We start from the raw sequence: 22008 nt of genomic DNA on the forward strand, positions 1-22008 counted from the left end.
ACTCCTGCCCTGTCGTGATAATCATATTGTTGCCCCGCCAGCTCACTTTAAAGCCATAAGATTTTTCCTTTCGTTCTAAACGCTGTCATTTTCTCAAAAAAGAAAACGCCCCGCATATGACGGGGCGCTAGTTGGTGATTTCGCACTGTTAATTCTGGTAATATTTCTCCACGATTTCAGCATTTTTCAGCGACAATGTTGGGTATTTCGGATTTGCACCAACATCTTTTGAAATAATACGGGAACGTTCGCACAGTTCTCCTTCTGCTTTTTGAACCACAATTCGTCCTGATGTATATTCAGGCGCTGATGCATCTGCATGCTGCTCATCTTCTACAGTTAATTCAGAGATGATAAAGAGCTGCTTCACATCTTCTTTAATGGATGCAAGAAGGTTTTTCACTTCTTCTGTCGCATAAAGGGTCACACTTGCTTCAAGAGAACGTCCAATGACTTTCTCGTTACGCGCAATTTCGAGCGCTTTTAGCACATCGTCACGTACTTCCATAAAACGGTCAAACTTCGCTTCTGTTGCTTCCGCTTCAGGAACAGTAACACCTTCTGGCATATCTGTTAACTGAACACTTGGCTCTTCAACAAAGCTTAAGTGGCTCCATAATTCATCTGCAGTATGCGGAAGAATTGGTGCAGTCAGCTTCACTAATGCCATTAATGTTTCATAGAAGACTGTCTGCATGCTGCGGCGATCCGGGTGATCCGCATGCTCAATGTACACGACATCCTTTGCAAAATCGAGATAGAAAGAGCTTAGCTCAATCGTACAGAAATTGTGAATCGCATGATAGACGACAGCAAATTCGTAATCATCATAAGCTTTTTTCACTTTATCAATCAATTTGTTTAATTTGATCAAGATATATTGATCCACTTCGCGAAGCTCTTCTACCGGTACTGCGTTGACTGCTGGGTTAAAGTCAAATAGGTTTCCGTGCAGGAAGCGGAACGTGTTACGGATTTTACGATAGACCTCTGCTACTTGTTTCAAGATATCATCAGACACTGGGTGATCGGCTTGATAGTTGACAGAAGATACCCAAAGTCTTAGAATCTCTGCACCAAGCTGCTTCGCAACCTTCGTTGGGTCAATCGTATTGCCTAATGATTTACTCATTTTGCGTCCTTCTTTATCAAGCGTAAAGCCGTGACTTAGGACACCTTTATATGGTGCTTTTCCAGTGACAGCAACTGCTGTTGATAAGGATGAGTTAAACCAGCCGCGATATTGGTCAGATCCTTCAAGGTAAAGGTCTGCTGGACGGACAAGATCTTCTCTTTCTTCTAAAACGGCTTGGTGAGAAGAACCGGAATCAAACCATACATCCATGATGTCCTGCTCTTTAGTGAATTCACCATTCGGGCTACCTGGATGTGTAAAGCCTTCTGGCAATAGCTCTTTCGCTTCTTTTTCAAACCAAATATTCGAGCCATGTTCTCTAAATAATTGAGATACATGCTGGATTGTTTCGTCCGTGATGATCGGCTCACCATTTTCTGCATAAAAGACCGGAATTGGAACGCCCCATACACGCTGTCTTGAAATGCACCAGTCTCCTCTGTCACGCACCATATTGAATAGGCGTGTCTCGCCCCAAGCTGGTACCCATTTCGTTTCTTTAATATTGTCTAATAGCGCTTCTCTAAAGTCTTTAATCGATGCAAACCACTGAGCTGTTGCACGATAAATTGTTGGCTTTTTCGTTCTCCAGTCATGCGGGTAAGAGTGCGTGATAAAGTCGAGCTTTTTCAGCGCGCCTTTTGCTTCAAGCTGTTCTGTAATGGCTTTATTGGCATCTTCGTAGAATAGTCCTTCAAAACCAGGCGCTTCTTCTGTCATGACACCTTTTTCGTCTACTGGACATAGTACATCAAGACCGTATTTCATACTGACAATAAAGTCATCTTCCCCGTGACCTGGTGCTGTGTGAACACAGCCTGTTCCTGCATCCGTTGTCACGTGGTCGCCAAGCATCACAAGAGAGTCTCTACCGTAGATCGGATGCTCTGCAACGATGGTATCTAATTCTTTTCCTTTTAGTGTTTTCACGACTTCATACTCTTCAAAGCCAAGCGTTTTTGCCACTTGTTCAACTAGCTCGGATGCGACAACATATCGCTCAGCTCCCACTTGAAGAACACTGTACTCCAGGTTTGGATGAACACAAATGCCAAGGTTTGCAGGAAGTGTCCACGGTGTTGTTGTCCAGATGATGAATTGTTCGCCGTTTTCAAGTACGCCTTTTCCATCTTTCACTTTAAATGAAACGTAAATGGATGGTGAGCGTTTGTCTTTATATTCAATTTCCGCTTCAGCAAGAGCTGACTCACTTGAAGGAGACCAGTTAACAGGCTTTAGCCCTTTGTAAATATAGCCTCTCTTCGCCATTTCACCGAAGACAAGAATTTGCTGTGCTTCATACTCAGGCTTTAGCGTGACATATGGATTGTCCCAGTCTGCTCTGACGCCTAATCGCTTAAATTGGTTGCGCTGACCTTCGATTTGCTTCCAAGCATACTCCTCGCATAGTTTGCGGAATTCAGCTGTCGACATTTCTTTGCGTTTGACTTTTTTATTTTTAGTAAGGGCTGTTTCAATTGGTAAACCGTGTGTATCCCAGCCCGGCACGTACGGTGCGTGGAAACCATTCATTGATTTGAAACGGACAATAAAATCTTTTAGGATTTTATTAAGTGCGTGCCCCATATGAATGTCACCATTCGCATATGGAGGTCCGTCATGCAAAATAAAGGTCGGGCGTCCTTTTGTCCGCTCTAAAACCATTTGATAGATGTCTTTCTCTGCCCACTCCTCTTGGATTTCAGGCTCTTTGTTCGGCAAGTTCCCTCTCATTGGGAATTCTGTTTTCGGCATTAATAAGGTGTCTTTGTAGTTCATACCCATTCCTCCATATGCAAATTCTAATTAAAAAACAATAAAAAAAGCCCTCTCATCCCATAAGGGACGAGAAGGCTTGTCTCGCGGTACCACCCTTTTAGACAAGCGCTCTGAAACAGCCGCTTATCCACTCTAAAATCGTAACGTGATCAGACGCCTTTTCTTACTCATTCATTTCAGAAAAGGAACTAAAGGGGTGATCTCATTGCAGCGTCTCGTAATGTCAGGCTTCCACCGTCCCTGATTCGCTTTATTACGCATTTGACAACTGCGAGTGTCCCTTTCAAACGTTTATCTCTTGTTAATTTATGATGGTATTATATGCAACATGCACACGTCATGTCAAGATGATGCGCTTATTCTTTTTCGTCAAAGACAGCGTCAACTTCATATTCCAGTAAATGATCCCAATCGTCATTTTTTAGAAGATCAAGCTGAGCTTCAATAAGCATTTGGAAACGGGTTCTAAATACTTTCGACTGCTTCTTCAGCTCTTCGATTTCCATCGCAATCTTTCTTGATTTTGACAAAGCTTCGTTGATAATACGATCTGCATTTTTCTCTGCTTCACGAATAATCAATTTCGCCTCTTTATCTGAATGACGTTTGACGTCTTCTGCAGCTTCCTGCGCCACAAGAATTGACTTGTTTAACGTTTCTTCAATTGTCGCAAAATGACCTAGTCTTTCGTCAAGCTCGTTTACTTTGTCTTCAAGCTCGTTCTTTTTGCGAAGTACGATCTCGTAGTCTTTACGTACTTGGCTTAAAAACTCGTTTACTTCATCTTCATCATAGCCGCGAAAGCTTTTTGTGAACGTTTTATTATGAATATCATTAGGTGTTAATGGCAACCTCGCCACCTCCAGATTCAAGTTCGTTATGTCAGAAGCTCAAATGTTACTTTGAATTTATCTTTTTTCGTCTTCCCATCAATCGTTTTGAGGCTAAAGCGGCCAAATCCCCGGACAGAGAGCTGATCGCCTTCACCGATTGTAAAGGAAGGGTCCTCAGTGACTTTCCAATTGACTTTGACCAGTCCATTTTTAACTAAAAGCTGTGCTTTTTGCCGAGACTGACGGCTGACAGCCGCACATACAGCATCAAGCCGCAGTGATGAAATGGTATCTTCTTTGATATCAGTCTTCGTGATCACAGGCTTTATATCTGCCTGCGTGATTTCCTCTAATGAAACGGATGCTCTCCCGACATGCGTCAGCTGCGCTCGTACAAAATCGGCAACATCACTTGTACAAATAAACTGCACATCTTCCTCTGAGAATAACAGATCTCCAAATTTTTGACGCTTCAAGCCTGTCCCAATTAATGAGCCAAGAAGCTTCGGATGTTCTATGGACATAAACTTTTTCGCATAGTTCACCTGAAAATAGGCCAGCTCAACATCCTGAATAGAAGGCTCTAAATAATCAGGATAAATGAGGGCTCTTTTGCGCTCCGCTCCCTCATACCCGCCAAAAAACATGATTCCAAGTTCATCAGCATGCTGGATGACGGACTCGGTAATAAATTGCTCACGCGGATCAAGAAAGTCTGTTAATTTCATTCGATACTGGTCGAGTGCGATTTTTTTCCAGCCTAACACTTGGTCGACAAATGGCTGTTCGTCTTTTCTAAAATGCTGATAGATATCGCTCATTTTGTTCCCCTCTTATGTAAAAGAGCCTGGCAGTGCCAAGCCCGGCAGCCTGTTTACATGAAGCGTACAATCATATTGTAAAGACCATTTAGTCCATATGATGATGCAAAACGAATTACAAGCAATGCCACAATTGGCGAGATATCAATCATGCCAATTGGCGGAATAATTTTACGAAATGGTTCTAAATACGGTTCGCAAATATTTGTCAAAAAACGGCCAAACACAGTTTCTCTTGCAGATGGCACCCATGACATAAAGATGTAAATAATAATCGCGAATGAGTAAATCGTTAATACCGTTCCTAAAATACTAAAAATGAAATTTAGAATCACTATGGTTTACCACCTCTGAGGTTCTTCCTCTGTCAATAGCTCTGATATTGTGCCAGATACATCTACATTATCAGGTGTGCAGAGGAATATATTCGAGCCAATACGCTGGATGTCTCCACCGATTGCATAAACAGTACCGCTTAAGAAGTCGATGATTCGCTTTGCTTGGTCGTGCTGAATGCGCTGCAAATTCACGACGACTGCACGTCTGTTTTTAATATGGTCTGCAATCTCCTGCGCTTCTGCATAAACACGCGGCTCACTTAACACCACTTTAGAGGATTTCTGCACGCTTTGCAAGCTGACGACATTTTGTTTTCCTGTCTGCGGACGCTCTTGAAATGCTGCTTTATCCTTCGTGCCTTTTTCTTCTTGGACGGGTTCTCTTTCTTCATCAATATATTCGTACTCATACTCTTCATCGTCGAGAGTGAAAAAGCTTTTAAACTTATTTTTTATGCTCATGTCACGCACCTCCTGTTTCATTTCCAACAAGTGAAGAGCCAATCCGAACGAATGTCGCACCTTCTTCAATTGCGATTTTAAAATCATTTGACATGCCCATCGATAAATGCTGACAAGGTGCATTTACTTGGTTAAGATGTTTTACTTCTTCTTGAAGATTTTTTAATGTTTTAAAGCAGTTTCGAATCACAGTGTGATCATCTGTAAATGGAGCCATCGTCATCAGTCCAGCAATTTCAATCTGTTTGAAATCCGCAAGCTGCTTCACAAATGGAATGACGTCTTCACTTTTCAAGCCGTGTTTTGACTCCTCCTGAGATGTGTTTACCTGTACGAAACAGCGAACTGTATGATCCGCTCTTTTTTCAATTTCATTCGCAAGAGACATCCTGTCGAGCGAATGTAAGTAGTCAATTGTCTGAATGACAGATTTTACTTTTCGTGTTTGTAAACTGCCGATGAAGTGCCAGCTAATGTTTTCATCGGTTATGGCCGTCTGCTTTTCAAGTAACCCTTGGTCACGATTTTCACCAAAGTGCAAAATTCCTGCTTCCTTGGCTTCTTGTGCTCGTTCAATTGAGACATACTTTGTGACAGCAACGACCGATACATCTGCTGGATGTCTACCGGCTCTTTTACATGCTTCGTTTATTTGTTCATTTATTTGTCTGAGATTCTCTCGTACATTCAATTGCACTTATGCCTCCTTAAACCCGACAAAAGACATCATACGTCCTGTTCTCCCTTGATCACGCCGGTGTGAGAAGAAAAGCTGATCACTGCAGCTTGTGCACATCGAACTGACATGTATATTTTCTTCCTTTATTCCTGCATGAAGCAAAACGTTTTTGTTTAATGTTTTCAAATCAATTTTATATTGTCCTTGTGAAATCTCGGAATACACATCCTCTGTTGAAAAAGGAAGCTGTTTCACTTGATCCATGACCACGTCATCGACTATGTAGCAGCAGCTGCCAATAGATGGTCCAATGACGACTTGAATATGATCGACTTTAGCACCTTCTTGGCTGACCCATTCATCAACCATCTTTGCACCAATTTGCTTGACGGTTCCTTTCCAGCCGGCATGAGCCGTTCCAATTAATCCGTTTTGCGGAGCTAGAAAATAAAGCGGAACACAATCAGCGAAACAAAGAGCGAGCATTATGTTCGGTTCGGACGTATATAAGCCGTCTGTTCCAGGCAGTGCTTCATGATAATGAAGACTTCCTCTTCCTCTTTGCTCCTTGGTGACTTTCAGGATGCGATCCTCGTGTGTTTGGTCTGCAAACACCCAATCAGAGAGCGGCACAGCAGCAGCATCTGCTATGACTTGACGATTCATTTGGACACTAGAAGCATCATCTCCAACATGGAGTCCAGTGTTCAATGATTGATATGGAGAAAGGCTGAAGCCGCCATTTTTTGTCGTGAATCCGGCCAATACCTCTTTACCAGAACAAGTCATGTTCGTCCAATCATGAATCATCATTGCATAAGATGATTTCTGCTGAAAGGGGTCATATTTGTGTGTCAAAGCTGGCCTCCCACCTTTCATTCATCTCTCTTTATATCGCTCCTATTTTACCACAAGACATGCATAGACAGTTAGTGGGATTCATTAAATATTACACTCAAATGTGCCCTTTCTGCAGGTTTTTTTACAAATTGATATGAAAACGTAATCTTTTTACCCGAAAAAGACATTGTTTACTAAGAATGAAGATTTTATTTTAAGGAAAAATTGAATGGTTCATTGAGGAGTTATACGAGTTAAGAAGATAGCCGGACAAGTATCACATCTTCGCCAATTTTTACTATATTTCGCCATGGGACAATCATTTCCTCTTCTTTTCCGAAAAATCCCATCATTTTACCTGTGCCGCCAATAATAATCGCTTGTATTTTGCCGCTTGTGACATTAATATCAATATCCCCAATCGTGCCTAATTTTTTCCCGCTGGACACATCGACGACATCCTTGATTTGGAATTCAGAAATACTGATCATCTGTCCTTCCCCGCCTTTCGTTTTCTACTATAATATGTATGATGGAAAAGCAGGGACGCAGACCAATAGTTTCTTTTATCTACAATTTGCTTAAATGAGGACGACCATTTCTCCACATGACCTCAACCGAGCATTCAAAAAACGAAGAAAGCATGTCACTTGTCATCATCTCTTTTGTTTCTCCTTGATGAAAAACAGACCCATCTTTTAATAATAAGGTGTGCTGAAAAACAGGTAGAATCTCTTCTGCGTGATGGGTTGTATAGAGCAACGTGGGTGCATCAGGCTTTGATGCAATGAATGAAATGGTTTCCAGCACTTGCTCTCTTGCTAAAAAATCAAGACCCGTCACAGGTTCATCTAAAATCAAAAGCTGCGGGTCATTCATTAAAGCCCTTGCAATCAGGACCTTTTGCTTCTCTCCCTGTGAGAGTGTTTCATATGTTCTGTTGGCATATTTGAATGAACCGAATGCTTTTAATAGATCAATGGCTTTCTCTCGCATGTCATCTGTCGGGGTTTCATAAAGCCCGATAGAAGCAAATGCGCCGCTCAGCACAATTTCAAATGCATTGTCATCTCTGTGCAGTTTTTTTTTAAGTCCCGCAGAGATGAGTCCAATTTTCCTCCTTAGCTTTTCACCAAGAGCCTCCTTGCCAAAGACATGCCCTAGCACTGTCATCTCACCTGACGTGGGAAAATAATATGAGCAGAGCATATTTAATAAAGCGGTTTTGCCCGCACCATTTAAACCGTAAAGCACCCAGTGCTCCTGTTTGTTTACCTGCCAGTCAATAGATTGGAGCAGCCATTTCCCATTTCGTTTTAATGAAACATTCTTCAATTCAAGTGACACCATCATTTCCCCCTGAGTAAAAATTCTGAATATACAAATAATGAATGTTTACAGCATATCGCAAATGCTCTTTCTGGTAAACCTCACATAAAAAAAGCTGCCCCTATTTTAGGAACAGCTTTTTTACATGGTTACGAAATTTCAATTCGTACGCCTTCTTTTATATCAGGAAACGTGTGCGGGGATGCAAAGACAGCTCCTGGTAATACATCATCAAACGGCTCTTGGAAGTAAATCGAAATATGGCCAAGCTCTTTAAAATTGTCATTTGCTTTGTTGCCGAGAGCAGTAATGGTATACGTTTGGTCGCCCACTTGAATGGTTCCGCCTAATTTCAGCGGCTCTTCTTCTACATGTTCGAACTCATGGATGACGGACATATCTCTTAATTCCTGCGGCGCTGCGGGTCCAAATAAAACAACCAGCTTATCTTCTTTAAATTGCGGGACTAAGATCCCGATTTCTTTTACAACAGATTGTGTTACCATGTATCTCGATTCCTCCTTTAATACGCTTAATACATACCGAAGCTGGCAACGTATGCGATCACTACAGATAGAACCCCTGTAATAAGACGGCTATACAAAACAGCTGGTACCCCATATTGTACCGTTTCCGGCTTCGCTTCACCAAGTGAGAGACCCACTGGAATAAAATCACACCCTACTTGACCGTTGATGGCAAATAGTGCAGGAAGTGCAAATTGAGGCGGAATGTTTCCTAGTGCGATTTGACTACCAATGAGAACACCGATGACTTGGGCAATGACTGCACCAGGTCCTAAGACAGGTGATAGAAACGGTAATGTACAGACCACAACGAGCAGTAAGAGCCCCCATAGAGATCCTGCCAAAGGTGATAGAAAATGAGCAATCAAGTCACCGATTTTTGTATAATTGATAATTCCAATTAACATACTGACAAAAGCCATAAATGGAATAATGTTTTTCAAAAGCATATCAACAGAATCACGGCCAGCCTGGTAGAACGTACCGGTGACTTTCCCGATTCCTCGTGAGAATCTCATCAGGAAATTGCCTTTTTCCTGCCGCTCGATATTTTCCTCTTTCAGCTTTGCATACGTCTCTTTAAAATTCTCTTTGTCAATCGACTCACTGTTTTCCTGACCTTCTGCTTTTGCCTCACCATCAGATGCTTCCGCAAAGGAAATATCTTTTTCTGTAACGCCTGATACGAAGATATCCTCTGTAATATGTTTTGCAAGCGGTCCAGAAGGAGAGGATGCCAAAACGTCTACAGTTGGAATGCGCTTCATTGGATAAAGTCCGATCCGTGCAGTTCCTCCGCAGTCAATGACAACACACATCATTTCATCTTCTGGTATGGAGTTTTTAAAGCCGTCACATGCTTCCGTCCCTGTCATTTCTGCAATTTTACGTGCAACCGGGTGAATGCCTCCCCCTGTAATGGAAACAACCTTTCTTTTTTTACCGGTTGGCTCAAGCTCTAAGCCTTCTCCCCATCCGCCAGCACCTTTTGCAACAAATACTTTGTGGTTTGTCATGTCTAACCCTCCCCTATTGTGAATTCGCTTTCATTTTTCCTGCTAAATATTTTGTAATCCATTCTGTAATGACTCCGCGTAGTAAAATAACGACGATCCCGACCAAGAAGTAACGAACAGCAAGCTCTGACATTGAATATCCAGCCTCTTTAATTCCGTTCGCAATTCCTAAGTAGACAAATAGTTCTCCTGCGTTGGCATAAGGGAACAGTGATGTGACCGGATGAACAAATGAAACAGCTGAATCATAGAATGCTGGTTTTTGTTTTTCAGGTAAGAAGCGGCCAAACGTATAAGCCATTGGGTTTGTCAAAATAAGAACGGATAAGATCGGCATTAACGTGTAGCGTAAAATGGTATATTTCGCTGCAAACTGAATGGCTCTATTCACTCGCTCTTCTCCAATAAACTTCATGACAGCATAAGTGAAAGTAAGTAATACAACAAGCGTTGGAACGATACCTGTAACAAGACCCATGAATTGCTTTCCGCCGGCTTCAAACATTCCGATAAAGTGCTCTCCAAACCATTGAATCCATTCCATGTTTCATCTCCCCTTTCTTTAGTTCACATTTGTTATATTTTTTTTCGAAATCGAGACAAGCGCCTGCTCAGCTGCCATGGAAAGTGCCTGCATCACAGCTGATCCCCTTTTGCGCTTTTTCAATGCTTGCTTCATCATATGGTGTTCGTCCAGCACCGTCCCTACGTGCTTTCCTTCATATGAAGGCAGTTCCTTAAATTTAGATAAGATCGAAACGCCGCCAAGTACATGACATTTTTGAATGATATACGATTCATCCACAATGATGAGCGCAATGGCCCCAGGACCAAATTTGCGCCGCTCCATTCCAGAAAACAAGTGATAGCCTTGCTTTCCTTTATAGTCATCAATGAGTGAATCCATGCTTTTACGGTAGTATTTGATTTGAATAAAAGATAAGCCATACTGCACAACGAGAATGATACAAAGTACGATTGCTAATTTTTCCATAGCCTCACGTCCTTAAGATTGGAATAAGTGATCTTGTAATGAACGCAGCTTCCACACCGTTGTGTTTGAATCAAGCTCTACATCATCATGTGTTAGGAATTGTCCTAGTTTGATATCTTTTTTCGCGACGACTTTTCCGCTGATTAAGCCAATTGGAATGTGCCCATTCGTTTTCATGTCTTGGTGCGTTTCAAGTACACCTCTTACGGAGTATCCACCAATTCCGTCAAGTGATTCCCCTGCTTTAATATCTCTTTTCGCAACAGCTACTGTTTCTGACACTGGTACACCGATTGGATGGATGGATGAATCATGCTGTAAGACCGCTTTTGCGATGGTGACTGGTGTTTCAAGACTTGCTAAGTGGAAAGGACGGTAAAGCGTGTAGTGAGGGCCTTTTCCAACTTTTAAGTAACGAAGCTCTTCATCCACTGGCTCTAAATCACTCTTGACGATAACAAATACGCCTGGTGCAAGGCCATTTACATATTCAACAACTCCGAAGTTATCGAGTACGCCGCCTTGTTGTTTTTGATTCAATTTATCTGCTACATTCTCTAAATTCGCTTCGACTCCGTGCATACCGACTTTATCTGGCAAAAGCCCTGTTGCGTTACTTAATAAGTTCATTTCTGCCATTGTTTTTGTTCCATCTTGGAAGGCAGCGAGCATATGAGCGCTCATATGTTTACTATCTGCTTCTGCTTTACACGTATCTGGATTTGCTTCTGGGAAGAATGGGTTGTTCTTACCTTTCCCAGCAACGAGCACCTCAAGTCCCATTGTTTTCGCAAATTCATATAATTCTAGTGTTGCAGCCGGTTCATCTCCAGCTGATCCTGAGTAAACAAGTCCTGCATTTGTGAATAATTTATGCATGACCAAACCGATCGTAATATCAACTTCTACATTTAGCAGAACAAGGTGTTTTTTCGAATTAAGCGCTTCCAAAGAAATGTTTGCTCCGACCTCTGGAACACCTGTTGCATCTACGACAACTTCGACGAAATCTGATTGGATCACTTCTCTGTAATCATTTGTGACAACCATTTGATGCGGCTGCGCATGCTGCTTGTAAAAATTCGCTGCCTTCTCTGCTGCACTAAGGTGAATGTCACAAACACCTGCTACAATCATGCCTGGAATTTTAGAAATTTGTGAAATGAGTCCAAAGCCCATTTGGCCTGCTCCAATAATCCCTACTTTAATTGGATCTCCACTGCGATCTCGAGCTAACAACTGTTGATAGATTGACATCTAAATCATCCTTTCAGGTTTTCTTGCTTCCCAATAGATTGCTAGAAAAATAATCTGAAACTTTTAACAAATGTTATAAAAATTAACAAAAAACTGTTTATTGTAACATTTGTTATTTTGTTTATCATTTGTTATGAATTTAGTTTATATGATGTGTCAACTTTGTGTCAAGATAAAATCGATAAAATTTTCAATTTTTTTGAGTCTAAAGACTCAAAAAAACTACCTAATCATATTAGGTAGTTACGTTAATAAAGCATCTCCAGTTCGTTCATCCGTGATTAATACATGAATTAGTCCACCTTCTAATGCCGCTCGGATTGCTTCCGTTTTTTCTTCTCCTCCAGCGACACCAATGACAAGCGGGATTTCTTTCAGCTTTTGCGGGCTTATGCCCATCACCCGATCGTTCCATGGGTGAGGATACACTTCCCCTTGATGATCAATAAAGTTGTAACAAATGTCACCCGCTACATCCTTCGCTTGAAGAATATCCTCTTCACCGCTTGTCATATAAGATTTCACCATCGTTGAATGCTGCGGAACCCCTCCAATTCCCACAACCGCAATATTTGATGATTCTCCTAGTTCAATGACCTTTTTGATTGACGGCTGCCGGATTAGTACATCCTTCGCTTCTTTCGTATCTAGCATGACAGGCACATGTAAAAATTCACATTTAGATTTGAGTGCCTCTGTGCATCTTCCAATAATATAGTTGGCATGGATATCAACATCTTCATTTCCCACACCCCCAACAAGTGGAACAAATGTCACGGATGGATAATGCTGAACAGACGTAAGCGCTTTTGCCATTTCATGCAAAGTGGTTCCTGAGGAAAAACCGATAACTTGTCCATCCTTTATCACTTTTAACAAAAAGCCTGCCGCCGCAGCGCCGATTCGGCTTTTCGTTGTTTCTTGGCTGAGCGTTTCCACACAGACGACTTCTCGCAGCCCATATTTCCGCTCAATTTTTCTTTCTAATGATCCATATTGTTGATTCATTTCATCATGAATAATGATTTCCACGATTCCTGCTTCACGTGCTTTTGCCAAATATTTCGATATGAGCGAACGGCTCACCCCAACCGCTTCTGCTATTTTAGATTGAGTGGCACCTTCTTCATAATACATATGCGCAACCTTTATGAGCAGCCTTCTTTCATCATGGAATGTCATAATAACCCTTCTTTCCGCTTAAGTGTTCCCTAACAAATGATATCTAAAATAACATTTGTTAAAAACAGATTATATGAAAAAAATAACAGAGTCAATACTAGAGACGTGCTCTCTCACAAGAATGAAAAAAGCCGCACATAAGCGGCGGCTTTAAAAGATGTTTTTATTCATTTGTTTAATGGCTGCTTTTTCAAGTCTTGAGACTTGTGCTTGAGAAATCCCGATCTCTTCAGCGACTTCCATCTGTGTTTTGCCTTGGAAGAAGCGTTTGCGAAGAATCATTTTTTCCCGATCATTCAATCGGCGCATTCCCTCTTTTAAGGCCAATTCTTCTACCCATTGTGTATCTTTGTTCCGCTCGTCACTAATTTGATCCATCACATAAATCGGATCTCCTCCGTCATTATAGATCGGTTCAAACAAAGATACAGGATCTTGAATCGCATCTAGGGCAAAGACAATTTCCTCATGAGGCACTTCCAGCACTTTGGCAATGTCTTCTGCCGTTGGCTCCTTGCTTGTCTCACTAATCAGCCTCTCACGGACCTGAAGCGCCTTATAGGCAATATCTCTTAGTGAGCGAGACACCCGAATCGGATTGTTATCACGCAAGTATCGACGGATTTCTCCTATGATCATAGGGACCGCATAAGTTGAAAATCTGACATTGTGGCTTAAATCAAAATTATCAATTGATTTCATTAATCCGATACAGCCTACTTGGAAGAGATCATCCACATACTCGCCTCTGTTGTTAAAACGCTGAATCACACTTAAAACCAACCGCAAATTGCCATTGACTAGCTTTTCTCTTGCTGTATCGTCACCCTCATCTTGCAGCTGTCTGAACAATTTTCTCATCTCTTCGTTTTTCAGAACAGGCAGTTTGGAGGTGTCGACTCCGCAGATTTCCACTTTATTTCTGGACACTTTTTTCCCTCCCTACAGGAGCTGTTATACAAAGTTCAGTATCTCCTTGGAATGGAAAAATATGCACGATGGATGACGAGAATCATGAGAAAAGAAGTTGATTCCTTTGACAGCAAAGGGACAGAGCTTTCAAAAAAATTTTTTTAGACCATTTTGTTAAATTCTTTTTGTAATCGTTTAATAATTCTTTTTTCAAGCCTTGAAATATACGACTGAGAAATCCCAAGCATGTCAGCAACATCTTTTTGGGTTTTTTCCTCACCGCCGACCAAACCGAACCTGAGCTCCATGATCTGCTTTTCACGATCATTCAATTGCTCCAATGCTTTTTTCAGCAATTTTTTATCTACATTTGCTTCAATATCCCGCGTGATAATATCATCATCTGTCCCAAGTACGTCTGATAAAAGCAGTTCATTTCCGTCCCAATCAATGTTGAGCGGCTCATCAAATGACACTTCAGAACGGATTTTATTATTTCGGCGCAAATACATCAAAATCTCATTTTCAATACACCTGGAAGCATATGTTGCAAGTTTGATCTTTTTTTCTGGGTTAAAGGTATTCACTGCCTTGATGAGGCCAATGGTTCCAATACTAATTAAATCCTCAATATTAATCCCTGTGTTTTCAAATTTTCTTGCGATATAGACGACTAACCGCAAGTTTCTTTCGATCAGAATGGCCCTTGCAGTTTGATCACCTTTTGGTAATTTGACAAGCAGTTCCTGCTCTTCATCCTTTGATAATGGAGGCGGCAGCGCCTCACTTCCACCAATATAATAAATCTCATCACTCTTTAGACCTAGCTTCATGAGGAGTTTATACCAGTAGTAAGTGAATTTAAATTTTAATTTTTTCATCTTCTTCTCCCTTCTAAATGTCAAGTTGACCTCGTAAGATAAAAGACATCACCAAAACTTAAGACACCCCTTCGATGATTTTTCCGTCTAACATATCTGGATGAACGATGGATTGAAATTCCTGATCTGCTGATAAACCGCTCAGACTCATGCCTACAAAACACTTCGCCGGCTGGATCATATGCGTTTTTGTATAAATGACGACCGTATCTGGTTTTAAGCACAGCAGAAACCCATGATCATGACCGACTGCTCGATATGGAACAAGTCTTAAACGATCAAGAAGCGGAAATCGATCATCGAGCTTTTGCATCACTTCAACAGGATGAGACTGCTTTATGAGTTCTATAAACGGCTCTCCGCAAATGGACATGAGCTGATCAGCCTGAACGATCATAACAGGTGTTTTCGTCATAGGATCATACAGCTGATTGCCAGAATCGACGAGTCCCTTTAAGCGGATGGTCTCCCCGTGAATGTGTATCTCTACAAGCACTTGTTCATCATACTGTCTTTTTTTCGCACCAACCTCTCCTAATCTTTTCTTTGAAAACAGCCAAATCGCAGGAAAGCCGGTTAAAACGAAAAGCCAGCTAATCGGATCACCAAAGCCATCATTTTGTGAAATCAGCAGCCCATCTTGAATGACTGTATTGGTTTGTAAAAAGGAATGAACCCCGATCATGCCTCCTCCCATCAAAAATGTTACAAAGTAAAAAGCAAACAGGTTTTGAAAAAAGGAACGAAATCTTTGAAAACCAAAGGTCGCAAGCACGATTAAGACAGAAAAAAGTAGTTTGCCTAAAGGGTGTGACACAAACATTGCAAATGGTGTAAAGAGCAAGAGAACAATGCTCGATCCAATGAGAGCTCCTAACATATATCGCCTTTTTTTTACTTGTCGTTTGAGAATAAATGCCGTGAGTAAGAGAAGCAATAGATCAAAACAAAAGTTTAACAGCCAAATCACATCTAAATATATGACCACCTTCTGCTCCTTTCATCTGAAACAAAGAATCAAAAGCAGTACTTGCACTTGTTTGTACCAGTATAAAACAGTCATGAGATGGAAGTCTGTCAATTCTTGTTGGGGATGATAGAGAACTTTTGGTGGATTGTTATTGTTTTTGTCGAGGAATGAGACGGGAAGCAAGTGAACGTTCTCCCGGACAAGCTTTCAAAAAGAAAAAGACACGCTCAAAGGAGTCGTGTCTTTTGTTTAAGGATTATTTTTCATTAATATTTAATGTACCTGAAGCCTTTTGTCTTGTGACATTTCCATAATCATCCCGCACAATCACTTCTATGACCGCACCTTTTGCTTTGGCGGTAGAAGTAGCTGTCCAGTAGCCTTCATACATTCCCTTGGCAACCTCACGAAGCGGCAGCTCTGTTGTATTTTGCAACTTTGATCTCGCATTTGTGAGCGGCATATGAATGACAAATGTTGCGTCTAGCTTTTCCCTGCTGTTAAATGAAATTTTAACGGATTCTCCTGATGATAGATTGACATTCTCTTCTGGAGTCAGCTGAGTAATTTCAGGTGCCTCGTATTGAACATCGATCGTCACTTTTTTAGTCGTTTTGTTTCCAGCTGCATCTTTCGCTGTTACATTGATCGTATTTTTTCCGTTCTCAAGCAGTATTCTTGCAGAATATGTCCCATCTTTTATGGTGGCTTTTTTCCCATTCACGGTGACTTGATCAAGGTGATCATCCGTTACTTTTCCTTCTACAGTGAGCGATTCTTTATTAAACTTTTCCCCTTTTTTCGGTGTATCAATCGTCAGTGATGGGGCTGTTTGATCAATGATGACTTTTACTGGTTCGGATCGTTTTGTTGAGCCTTTCTCTGTAACAGTCGCTGCCGTGAATACATGCTCTCCACTTGAAACTGTGAGCTTCTCTTTAAAAGCACCTGACTGGTCAGCCTTTACTTTGGCAACCTCTTCATCGTTTTGATAGAGCGCTACATCAAGTCCAGGAGAGGCATTTCCTTCAATCTCCAGTTCATTTTTATTCGTTATCGTTCCTGCCTTTGGAGATATAATCTCTGGCACATCTGCTTCATAGTCAACAAGCGCACGAATCATATAATTGCCCTCTTCTTTTGGAGAAGGAGAAAAGGCACCGCTTGTCAGCTGCCAGCTTCTTTCAGCATTCGGCCCATCTTCATCTGTTGCAAGTCCAGGAGATTCAGTATTTTTTTTCGTTTGAATGTAGACAAGATAGAAATGACCATCTACCGTAATGGCTTGATCCTCTAAATCGACTTTTGTCCATTCACCATTACGCAGCGCATTCGCTTTTAGAGGCCCGGCAATTTTCTCACCTGGAGCTCCATCCTTCCCAGAAGCATCGTACACTTCAACCGCAAATTCATTTCCGCCGGGAGCTGGCCACTCTGATGTCCAAAAACGGAAAAGCCCCCCTGTCACTTGCGCTTGTTTCTTCCCCTTTTCTAATGAAAATTTCACAGCCCATCCATTGCCAGGATCATAGAAAGCACGTGCATTTTCAGCTGTTCCGTCATCATAGCCAATTTCGCCGGCAAAACCGATGAAAGGCTCTAATTGAATGGCTTTTTCAAGCGGTTTTTCTCTCACATCTGCTGTGAAAGAATATCCTTTAAACCCTTTCGCAAAAACTTTGACTGTATACACACCACTCAATGCCTCTAGAGAAAACTCACCGGATTCATCTGTTTTCACCGGCTCAATTTTCGCATCCTCTACAAGATAAACGGTGGCACCCTTTACTTTTTCACCCGTTGTTTCGCTTACAATGGTGCCAGAAATCGTTCGTTTCTCAAGTGGCTGCAAAGAGAAATTCGCCTCTGCCGCGTTATTTGAGGAAATATTGACCTTTTGGGTGCGTGATTCAAAGCCGTATGCTTCAGCTTTTAATGTAAATTCTCCCGCACCATGAGAAAGCTGATATCTCCCTGTCGCTTCATCTGTGTACGTAGATTTGCCGCTTTCAAGCACACTGATTTCTGCCTTCATTGGAAGAGCTTTAATAGACGGAGCATCTAAGCTTTTTTCCTTTTTCATCCGGACATGCTTTTCTTTTATTTTAGCAGGCTTTGCACTTTTCGGATCGACGGATTTCTTATGCTGCTGTAGAGACTTTTCTTTTTTGATAACGCCAAGTTGTTTCTTTGCTTTTTGAGGCAGAGCTTGATCTGTTATGTTCACATCATCTAAATAAAAACCATCTTTTGTCACACTGCCATCCGTTCTGAGCTGAAAAATAACCCTTACGTTTTGACCTTTGTATGCAGATAAATCAACTTCGCCAGCTGTCCATCCATTTGTTTTGCCTGTGTAAGCTGCCACTTGGACAGCCTCTTCCCCCTCAGGCTGCACATGGATATACACATAGTCATAATTTGCTTCAAGGTCATGCCAGTATTGATATTGTAAAAAGGACGAGCCTGACTCAGGTACAGCAATCATCGGCATGGATAAATGAGCATCTGTTTGATTTTCATAAGAACTGTCTAGGTTTGTGGCGTAGACATGCTCTCCAGTAAAGGCTTGCTTCGGACCTGTCGACGGTTTTCCCCACTGCCAAGGATCTTTTGTTCCACCACTGAACCATCCACTTGGCCATGCTTCAAAATCTTGCGAGTAGCCAGTCGTGATGGATGTTTTAATCGGAATCGTATACGGTTCTGATGGGGCTTCATTTTCTCCAAAATCTTTCACAATCCATCTGTATGTGACGTTTTCACCCTCAAGTTCAGGAAGCTGGACAACATAGGTCCCTTTTAAATGATGTCCATCCGTACGTTTTGCTTGCAGCGTCTCCCATTCCCCTTGATCTACTCGGTAAGTCAAGGATACATGTGTCACAGCTACTTCATCTTCTGCTGTGATGGTCAAAGGTGTTGGTGTAGAGGCAAAGATTTCATTCGGTCCTTTATGAGAAAAAACCGGTGGTTCAGAATCTTCTCCTTCTTTTGTGACCTGTCCTTCAACCTTGCCAATACCATCTGTTAATGCCATGATTGCCTCTCTGGCATCAACTAAACCTGCCCCATAGCCATTGTTAGGGGATTCCGGGAATTGCTGATCTGTCAACGGCTTTGCTGTATCAATGAGAATTTGTTCGATCTCTTCAACAGAAAGATCTGACTGTACTTGGCGTAGAAGAGCCACAACAGCTGAAACATGCGGACCTGCCATCGATGTCCCATTCCAGCCATCCTCGTACCCTTTCCCAGGAATAGAAGAACGAATGTTTACCCCTGGGGCCGCAATATCTGGTTTCATCACGCCATATGGAGATGGACCTTGCAAAGAGAAAGACCCCAATTTATTGTTTTGATCCGTTGCACCCGTCGCAAAAACTTCTTGATAGTTTGCAGGATTTGCAATTGATCCCTCACCACCAGGGTTAAATAAATCGGTGTTGCCAGCTGAAAACTCTGGGAAGATGTCCGCTGCTCTCCAAGCATTGACCACATCTTTATACCAATCATCAAGACCAGGCCCACCGCCCCAAGAATTATTGACCACGTCTGGCGCCTTTTCTGGATGAGGGTTTCCGCTTTCATCTTTTGGCGCTAAAATCCATTCACCTGCATCAAGCAAATCAGCATCTGTCCCACCATCATCTGAGAAAGCTTTCACCGCGATCCATTTTGCTCCTGGTGCGACTCCGATTTGATTCTCTCCATCTGGCTCAGAGCCAACCATCGTTCCCGTCACATGTGTACCATGCTCTAAATCATCGTATGGCGTTTCAGATCCTGTCGTTGCATCGTACCAATTGAATTCATGAGAGGGTTCATTCGGACGTGCTGGATCAAATCCGCGGTATTTTTCTTTTAATGCAGGATGCTCCCATTCCACACCTGTATCAATGCTTGCCACAACAGTACCAGTACCGTCATAACCTAAAGCCCACGCTTCTGGGGCATGAACCTGAGAAATGTTCCACTCGACTCCATCTGCTGCTTTGATTTGTTTATTCGGCTTTGAAATCTTCAAATCTACAGGACGATGGATTTGACGAATTTCATTTGGCAGCACTTGATCTACTTCTGGAAAGGAAGCCACCTTTTCCATGACTTCTTTCGTTCCCGTCACAGCAAGACCATTCACAATATAGTACGAATGAATATCCTTCACTTGCTTTTTCTTTTGCTCCTTTTGCAAATACGCAAGCAGCGCTCCCTGTGTCTCTTCAGACGTGGCTCTTAGTTCTGATACGACAGCTGACCTTTTTGTGTACTGCGTTTTAGCCGCTGTTAATTTCTGTTTTTTGGCTTTGGAAACAGCATCCTTCGCCACTTTTTGCGTATTTGTTTGTTCCTTCATTTTGACTAAAAAAGTCACCTTGTCATTTTGCTGAAACTGTTTCATTAATCTAGATGAGATCTTTGCTTTTGTTTTCTTGGAGGAAACTGCTTCCTCCTGATATGAGGTAGAAGTCGATTTTGCTTGAACCATCCCAAAGTTTGTCATTGTTAAAGTACCAATCACCAAAAGACTCATCAAACGATAGCCGGCGGTTTTGCGAAATTTCACTTTCAATCAAATCCCTCCTCCTCAATTGGCCAAACAGAGTGCAGGTCTCACTCCTCTCATTTCTTTTGTTCATGACAAGATTCATGGTGTTCTATTTAATGTAGTCAAATCAAGTTCATCATTTTGTCGTTTTTTGTAATAGGAATCAAAAATGATTCTTTTTCCTTAATCACCATAAGTCAAAATACATATGAAAAATGAAATGATTCAAGCACCCTCAAGACTTTTTGATCAGAAAAGTGCAAGTCCCGTTCTCTTTTAGGCATGAAAAAATCCCCTTCCATTGGAAGGGGATGAGCTATACTCAATTAGCGTTTATTGCGGTTGCGCAAGAATGTTGGAATATCCAGCGTATCATCGCTTGATTGTGTATTTTGTCTCGGCTGAGATGATGGCTGCTGATGCTCCTCACGTTTCACTTCACGCTTTTGAGGAATGGATTGGTTTTGCTTTAATCCTTGTCCTAATGGATTTCTTTGTGGTTTTGTCACCTCTGGCTCTTGCTCAATAAATCCAGTTGCAATCACAGTGACCACAATTTCATCCTTCAAGTTATCATTAATGACAGACCCGAAAATCATGTTTACATCTTCGTCAGATGCAGAAGCAACAATATCCGCTGCTTCTTGTACCTCATAAAGACTTAGGTTCGTTCCACCGGTAATATTCATGATGACACCTTGTGCACCGTCGATTGCCGTTTCAAGAAGTGGTGAAGAAATGGCTTTTTTCGCTGCTTCAGCGGCACGGTTTTCACCTGTTGCGACACCAATACCCATAAGAGCAGATCCTTTATTGGACATGATAGTTTTCACGTCAGCAAAGTCAAGGTTAATCAAACCTGGTGTTGCAATAAGATCAGAGATCCCTTGAACACCTTGTCTTAGCACGTTATCTGCTGCACGGAATGCTTCAAGCATTGGTGTGTTTTTATCAACAATTTCAAGCAAGCGATCGTTTGGAATCACGATTAATGTGTCAACTGCTTCTTTCATAGAAGCAATTCCTTCAACAGCTTGAAGCTGACGCTTTCTTCCTTCAAATGTGAAAGGACGAGTCACAACTCCAACTGTCAATGCACCAGAATCCTTTGCGATTTTTGCAATGACAGGTGCAGCACCCGTACCAGTTCCACCGCCCATACCAGCAGTAACAAAGACCATGTCTGCGCCTTTTAATACTTCTTCAATCTGTTCTTTGCTTTCTTCAGCAGCTTTTTTACCGACTTCAGGATTCGCACCTGCTCCAAGCCCTCTTGTCAGCTTAGCACCGATTTGCATTTTTGTTTCTGCTTTTGATAGATTTAACGCTTGTGCATCTGTATTGACTGCAATGAAATCGACACCTTGTACGTCATTTTCGATCATTCGGTTGACAGCGTTATTTCCGCCTCCACCTACTCCGATTACTTTAATTGATGCTAGGCCGTCTATATTTGTTTCAAACTCCAACATGCTGAATCCTCCTAATCCGTCGAAAATCTAAT

At 41.8% G+C, this 22008-nt stretch carries 20 protein-coding genes and 1 other annotated feature; all 20 genes read right to left on the minus strand.

Annotated elements, in window-relative coordinates:
- Nucleotides 1-148 precede the first annotated feature (148 nt).
- The 20 genes from ileS to ftsZ all read right to left on the minus strand — a co-directional run bounded on the left by ileS (nt 149) and on the right by ftsZ (nt 21976).
- Entirely contained in the window at nt 149-2914 is a 2766-nt protein-coding gene (gene ileS, locus AKG37_RS12715) for an isoleucine--tRNA ligase (RefSeq protein WP_060699142.1), read from the minus strand.
- 59 nt (nt 2915-2973) lie between these two features.
- Nucleotides 2974-3211 (minus strand) — a binding site (T-box leader).
- 59 nt (nt 3212-3270) lie between these two features.
- Complete coding sequence (locus tag AKG37_RS12720) at nt 3271-3765, minus strand: DivIVA domain-containing protein (protein ID WP_008344947.1); 495 nt, start codon at nt 3763-3765, stop codon at nt 3271-3273.
- 26 nt (nt 3766-3791) lie between these two features.
- A complete protein-coding gene (locus AKG37_RS12725) occupies nt 3792-4568 on the minus strand; it encodes a YlmH family RNA-binding protein (protein ID WP_060699143.1) in 777 nt (258 codons plus the stop codon).
- Nucleotides 4569-4621: 53 nt separating this feature from the next.
- Nucleotides 4622-4903, minus strand: coding sequence for a YggT family protein (locus AKG37_RS12730; RefSeq protein WP_060699144.1), 282 nt, complete (start codon nt 4901-4903; stop codon nt 4622-4624).
- A 6-nt stretch (nt 4904-4909) separates the two neighbouring features.
- Nucleotides 4910-5368 (minus strand): cell division protein SepF, encoded by a 459-nt coding sequence (gene sepF / locus AKG37_RS12735; RefSeq protein WP_003212271.1) that lies wholly within the window; start codon nt 5366-5368, stop codon nt 4910-4912.
- 1 nt (nt 5369) lies between these two features.
- On the minus strand, nt 5370-6059 hold the full coding sequence (locus tag AKG37_RS12740) for a YggS family pyridoxal phosphate-dependent enzyme (RefSeq protein ID WP_060699375.1): 690 nt from the start codon (nt 6057-6059) through the stop codon (nt 5370-5372).
- Nucleotides 6060-6065: 6 nt separating this feature from the next.
- Nucleotides 6066-6857: a peptidoglycan editing factor PgeF gene (gene pgeF, locus AKG37_RS12745; protein ID WP_060699376.1), complete on the minus strand. Its 792-nt coding sequence runs from the start codon at nt 6855-6857 to the stop codon at nt 6066-6068.
- Nucleotides 6858-7141: 284 nt separating this feature from the next.
- Nucleotides 7142-7378 carry a YlmC/YmxH family sporulation protein gene (locus AKG37_RS12750; protein WP_008344958.1) on the minus strand — a complete coding sequence of 79 codons (237 nt, stop codon included), beginning with the start codon at nt 7376-7378 and terminating at the stop codon, nt 7142-7144.
- Between the two features lie 79 nt (nt 7379-7457).
- Complete coding sequence (locus AKG37_RS12755; protein ID WP_060699377.1) at nt 7458-8234, minus strand: ABC transporter ATP-binding protein; 777 nt, start codon at nt 8232-8234, stop codon at nt 7458-7460.
- A gap of 131 nt (nt 8235-8365) precedes the next feature.
- Nucleotides 8366-8722: a PTS glucitol/sorbitol transporter subunit IIA gene (locus AKG37_RS12760; RefSeq protein WP_060699145.1), complete on the minus strand. Its 357-nt coding sequence runs from the start codon at nt 8720-8722 to the stop codon at nt 8366-8368.
- Between the two features lie 26 nt (nt 8723-8748).
- Nucleotides 8749-9759, minus strand: a complete 1011-nt coding sequence (srlE, locus tag AKG37_RS12765) for a PTS glucitol/sorbitol transporter subunit IIB (protein WP_060699146.1) — start codon at nt 9757-9759, stop codon at nt 8749-8751.
- 13 nt (nt 9760-9772) lie between these two features.
- Nucleotides 9773-10303, minus strand: a complete 531-nt coding sequence (srlA, locus tag AKG37_RS12770; protein ID WP_060699147.1) for a PTS glucitol/sorbitol transporter subunit IIC — start codon at nt 10301-10303, stop codon at nt 9773-9775.
- Between the two features lie 18 nt (nt 10304-10321).
- Nucleotides 10322-10753 carry a transcriptional regulator GutM gene (locus AKG37_RS12775; RefSeq protein WP_060699148.1) on the minus strand — a complete coding sequence of 144 codons (432 nt, stop codon included), beginning with the start codon at nt 10751-10753 and terminating at the stop codon, nt 10322-10324.
- Nucleotides 10754-10765: 12 nt separating this feature from the next.
- The gene (locus AKG37_RS12780; RefSeq protein ID WP_060699149.1) at nt 10766-12010 is read right to left on the minus strand and encodes an NAD(P)H-dependent oxidoreductase; all 1245 of its coding nucleotides are present in this window, start codon (nt 12008-12010) and stop codon (nt 10766-10768) included.
- 243 nt (nt 12011-12253) lie between these two features.
- Nucleotides 12254-13192 carry a sugar-binding transcriptional regulator gene (locus AKG37_RS12785; RefSeq protein WP_060699150.1) on the minus strand — a complete coding sequence of 313 codons (939 nt, stop codon included), beginning with the start codon at nt 13190-13192 and terminating at the stop codon, nt 12254-12256.
- 150 nt (nt 13193-13342) lie between these two features.
- Nucleotides 13343-14122, minus strand: coding sequence for an RNA polymerase sporulation sigma factor SigG (gene sigG / locus AKG37_RS12790; RefSeq protein WP_034317964.1), 780 nt, complete (start codon nt 14120-14122; stop codon nt 13343-13345).
- A 143-nt stretch (nt 14123-14265) separates the two neighbouring features.
- Nucleotides 14266-14985 (minus strand): RNA polymerase sporulation sigma factor SigE, encoded by a 720-nt coding sequence (gene sigE, locus AKG37_RS12795; RefSeq protein ID WP_060699151.1) that lies wholly within the window; start codon nt 14983-14985, stop codon nt 14266-14268.
- A 58-nt stretch (nt 14986-15043) separates the two neighbouring features.
- Nucleotides 15044-15973, minus strand: a complete 930-nt coding sequence (spoIIGA, locus tag AKG37_RS12800) for a sigma-E processing peptidase SpoIIGA (RefSeq protein WP_060699152.1) — start codon at nt 15971-15973, stop codon at nt 15044-15046.
- Nucleotides 15974-16211: 238 nt separating this feature from the next.
- Nucleotides 16212-20528 carry a S8 family peptidase gene (locus tag AKG37_RS12805; protein WP_060699153.1) on the minus strand — a complete coding sequence of 1439 codons (4317 nt, stop codon included), beginning with the start codon at nt 20526-20528 and terminating at the stop codon, nt 16212-16214.
- Nucleotides 20529-20830: 302 nt separating this feature from the next.
- Nucleotides 20831-21976, minus strand: a complete 1146-nt coding sequence (gene ftsZ / locus AKG37_RS12810; protein WP_024424252.1) for a cell division protein FtsZ — start codon at nt 21974-21976, stop codon at nt 20831-20833.
- Between the last annotated feature and the right edge of the window lie 32 nt (nt 21977-22008).

This window comes from Bacillus australimaris, from assembly GCF_001307105.1.
GTDB lineage: Bacteria > Bacillota > Bacilli > Bacillales > Bacillaceae > Bacillus > Bacillus australimaris.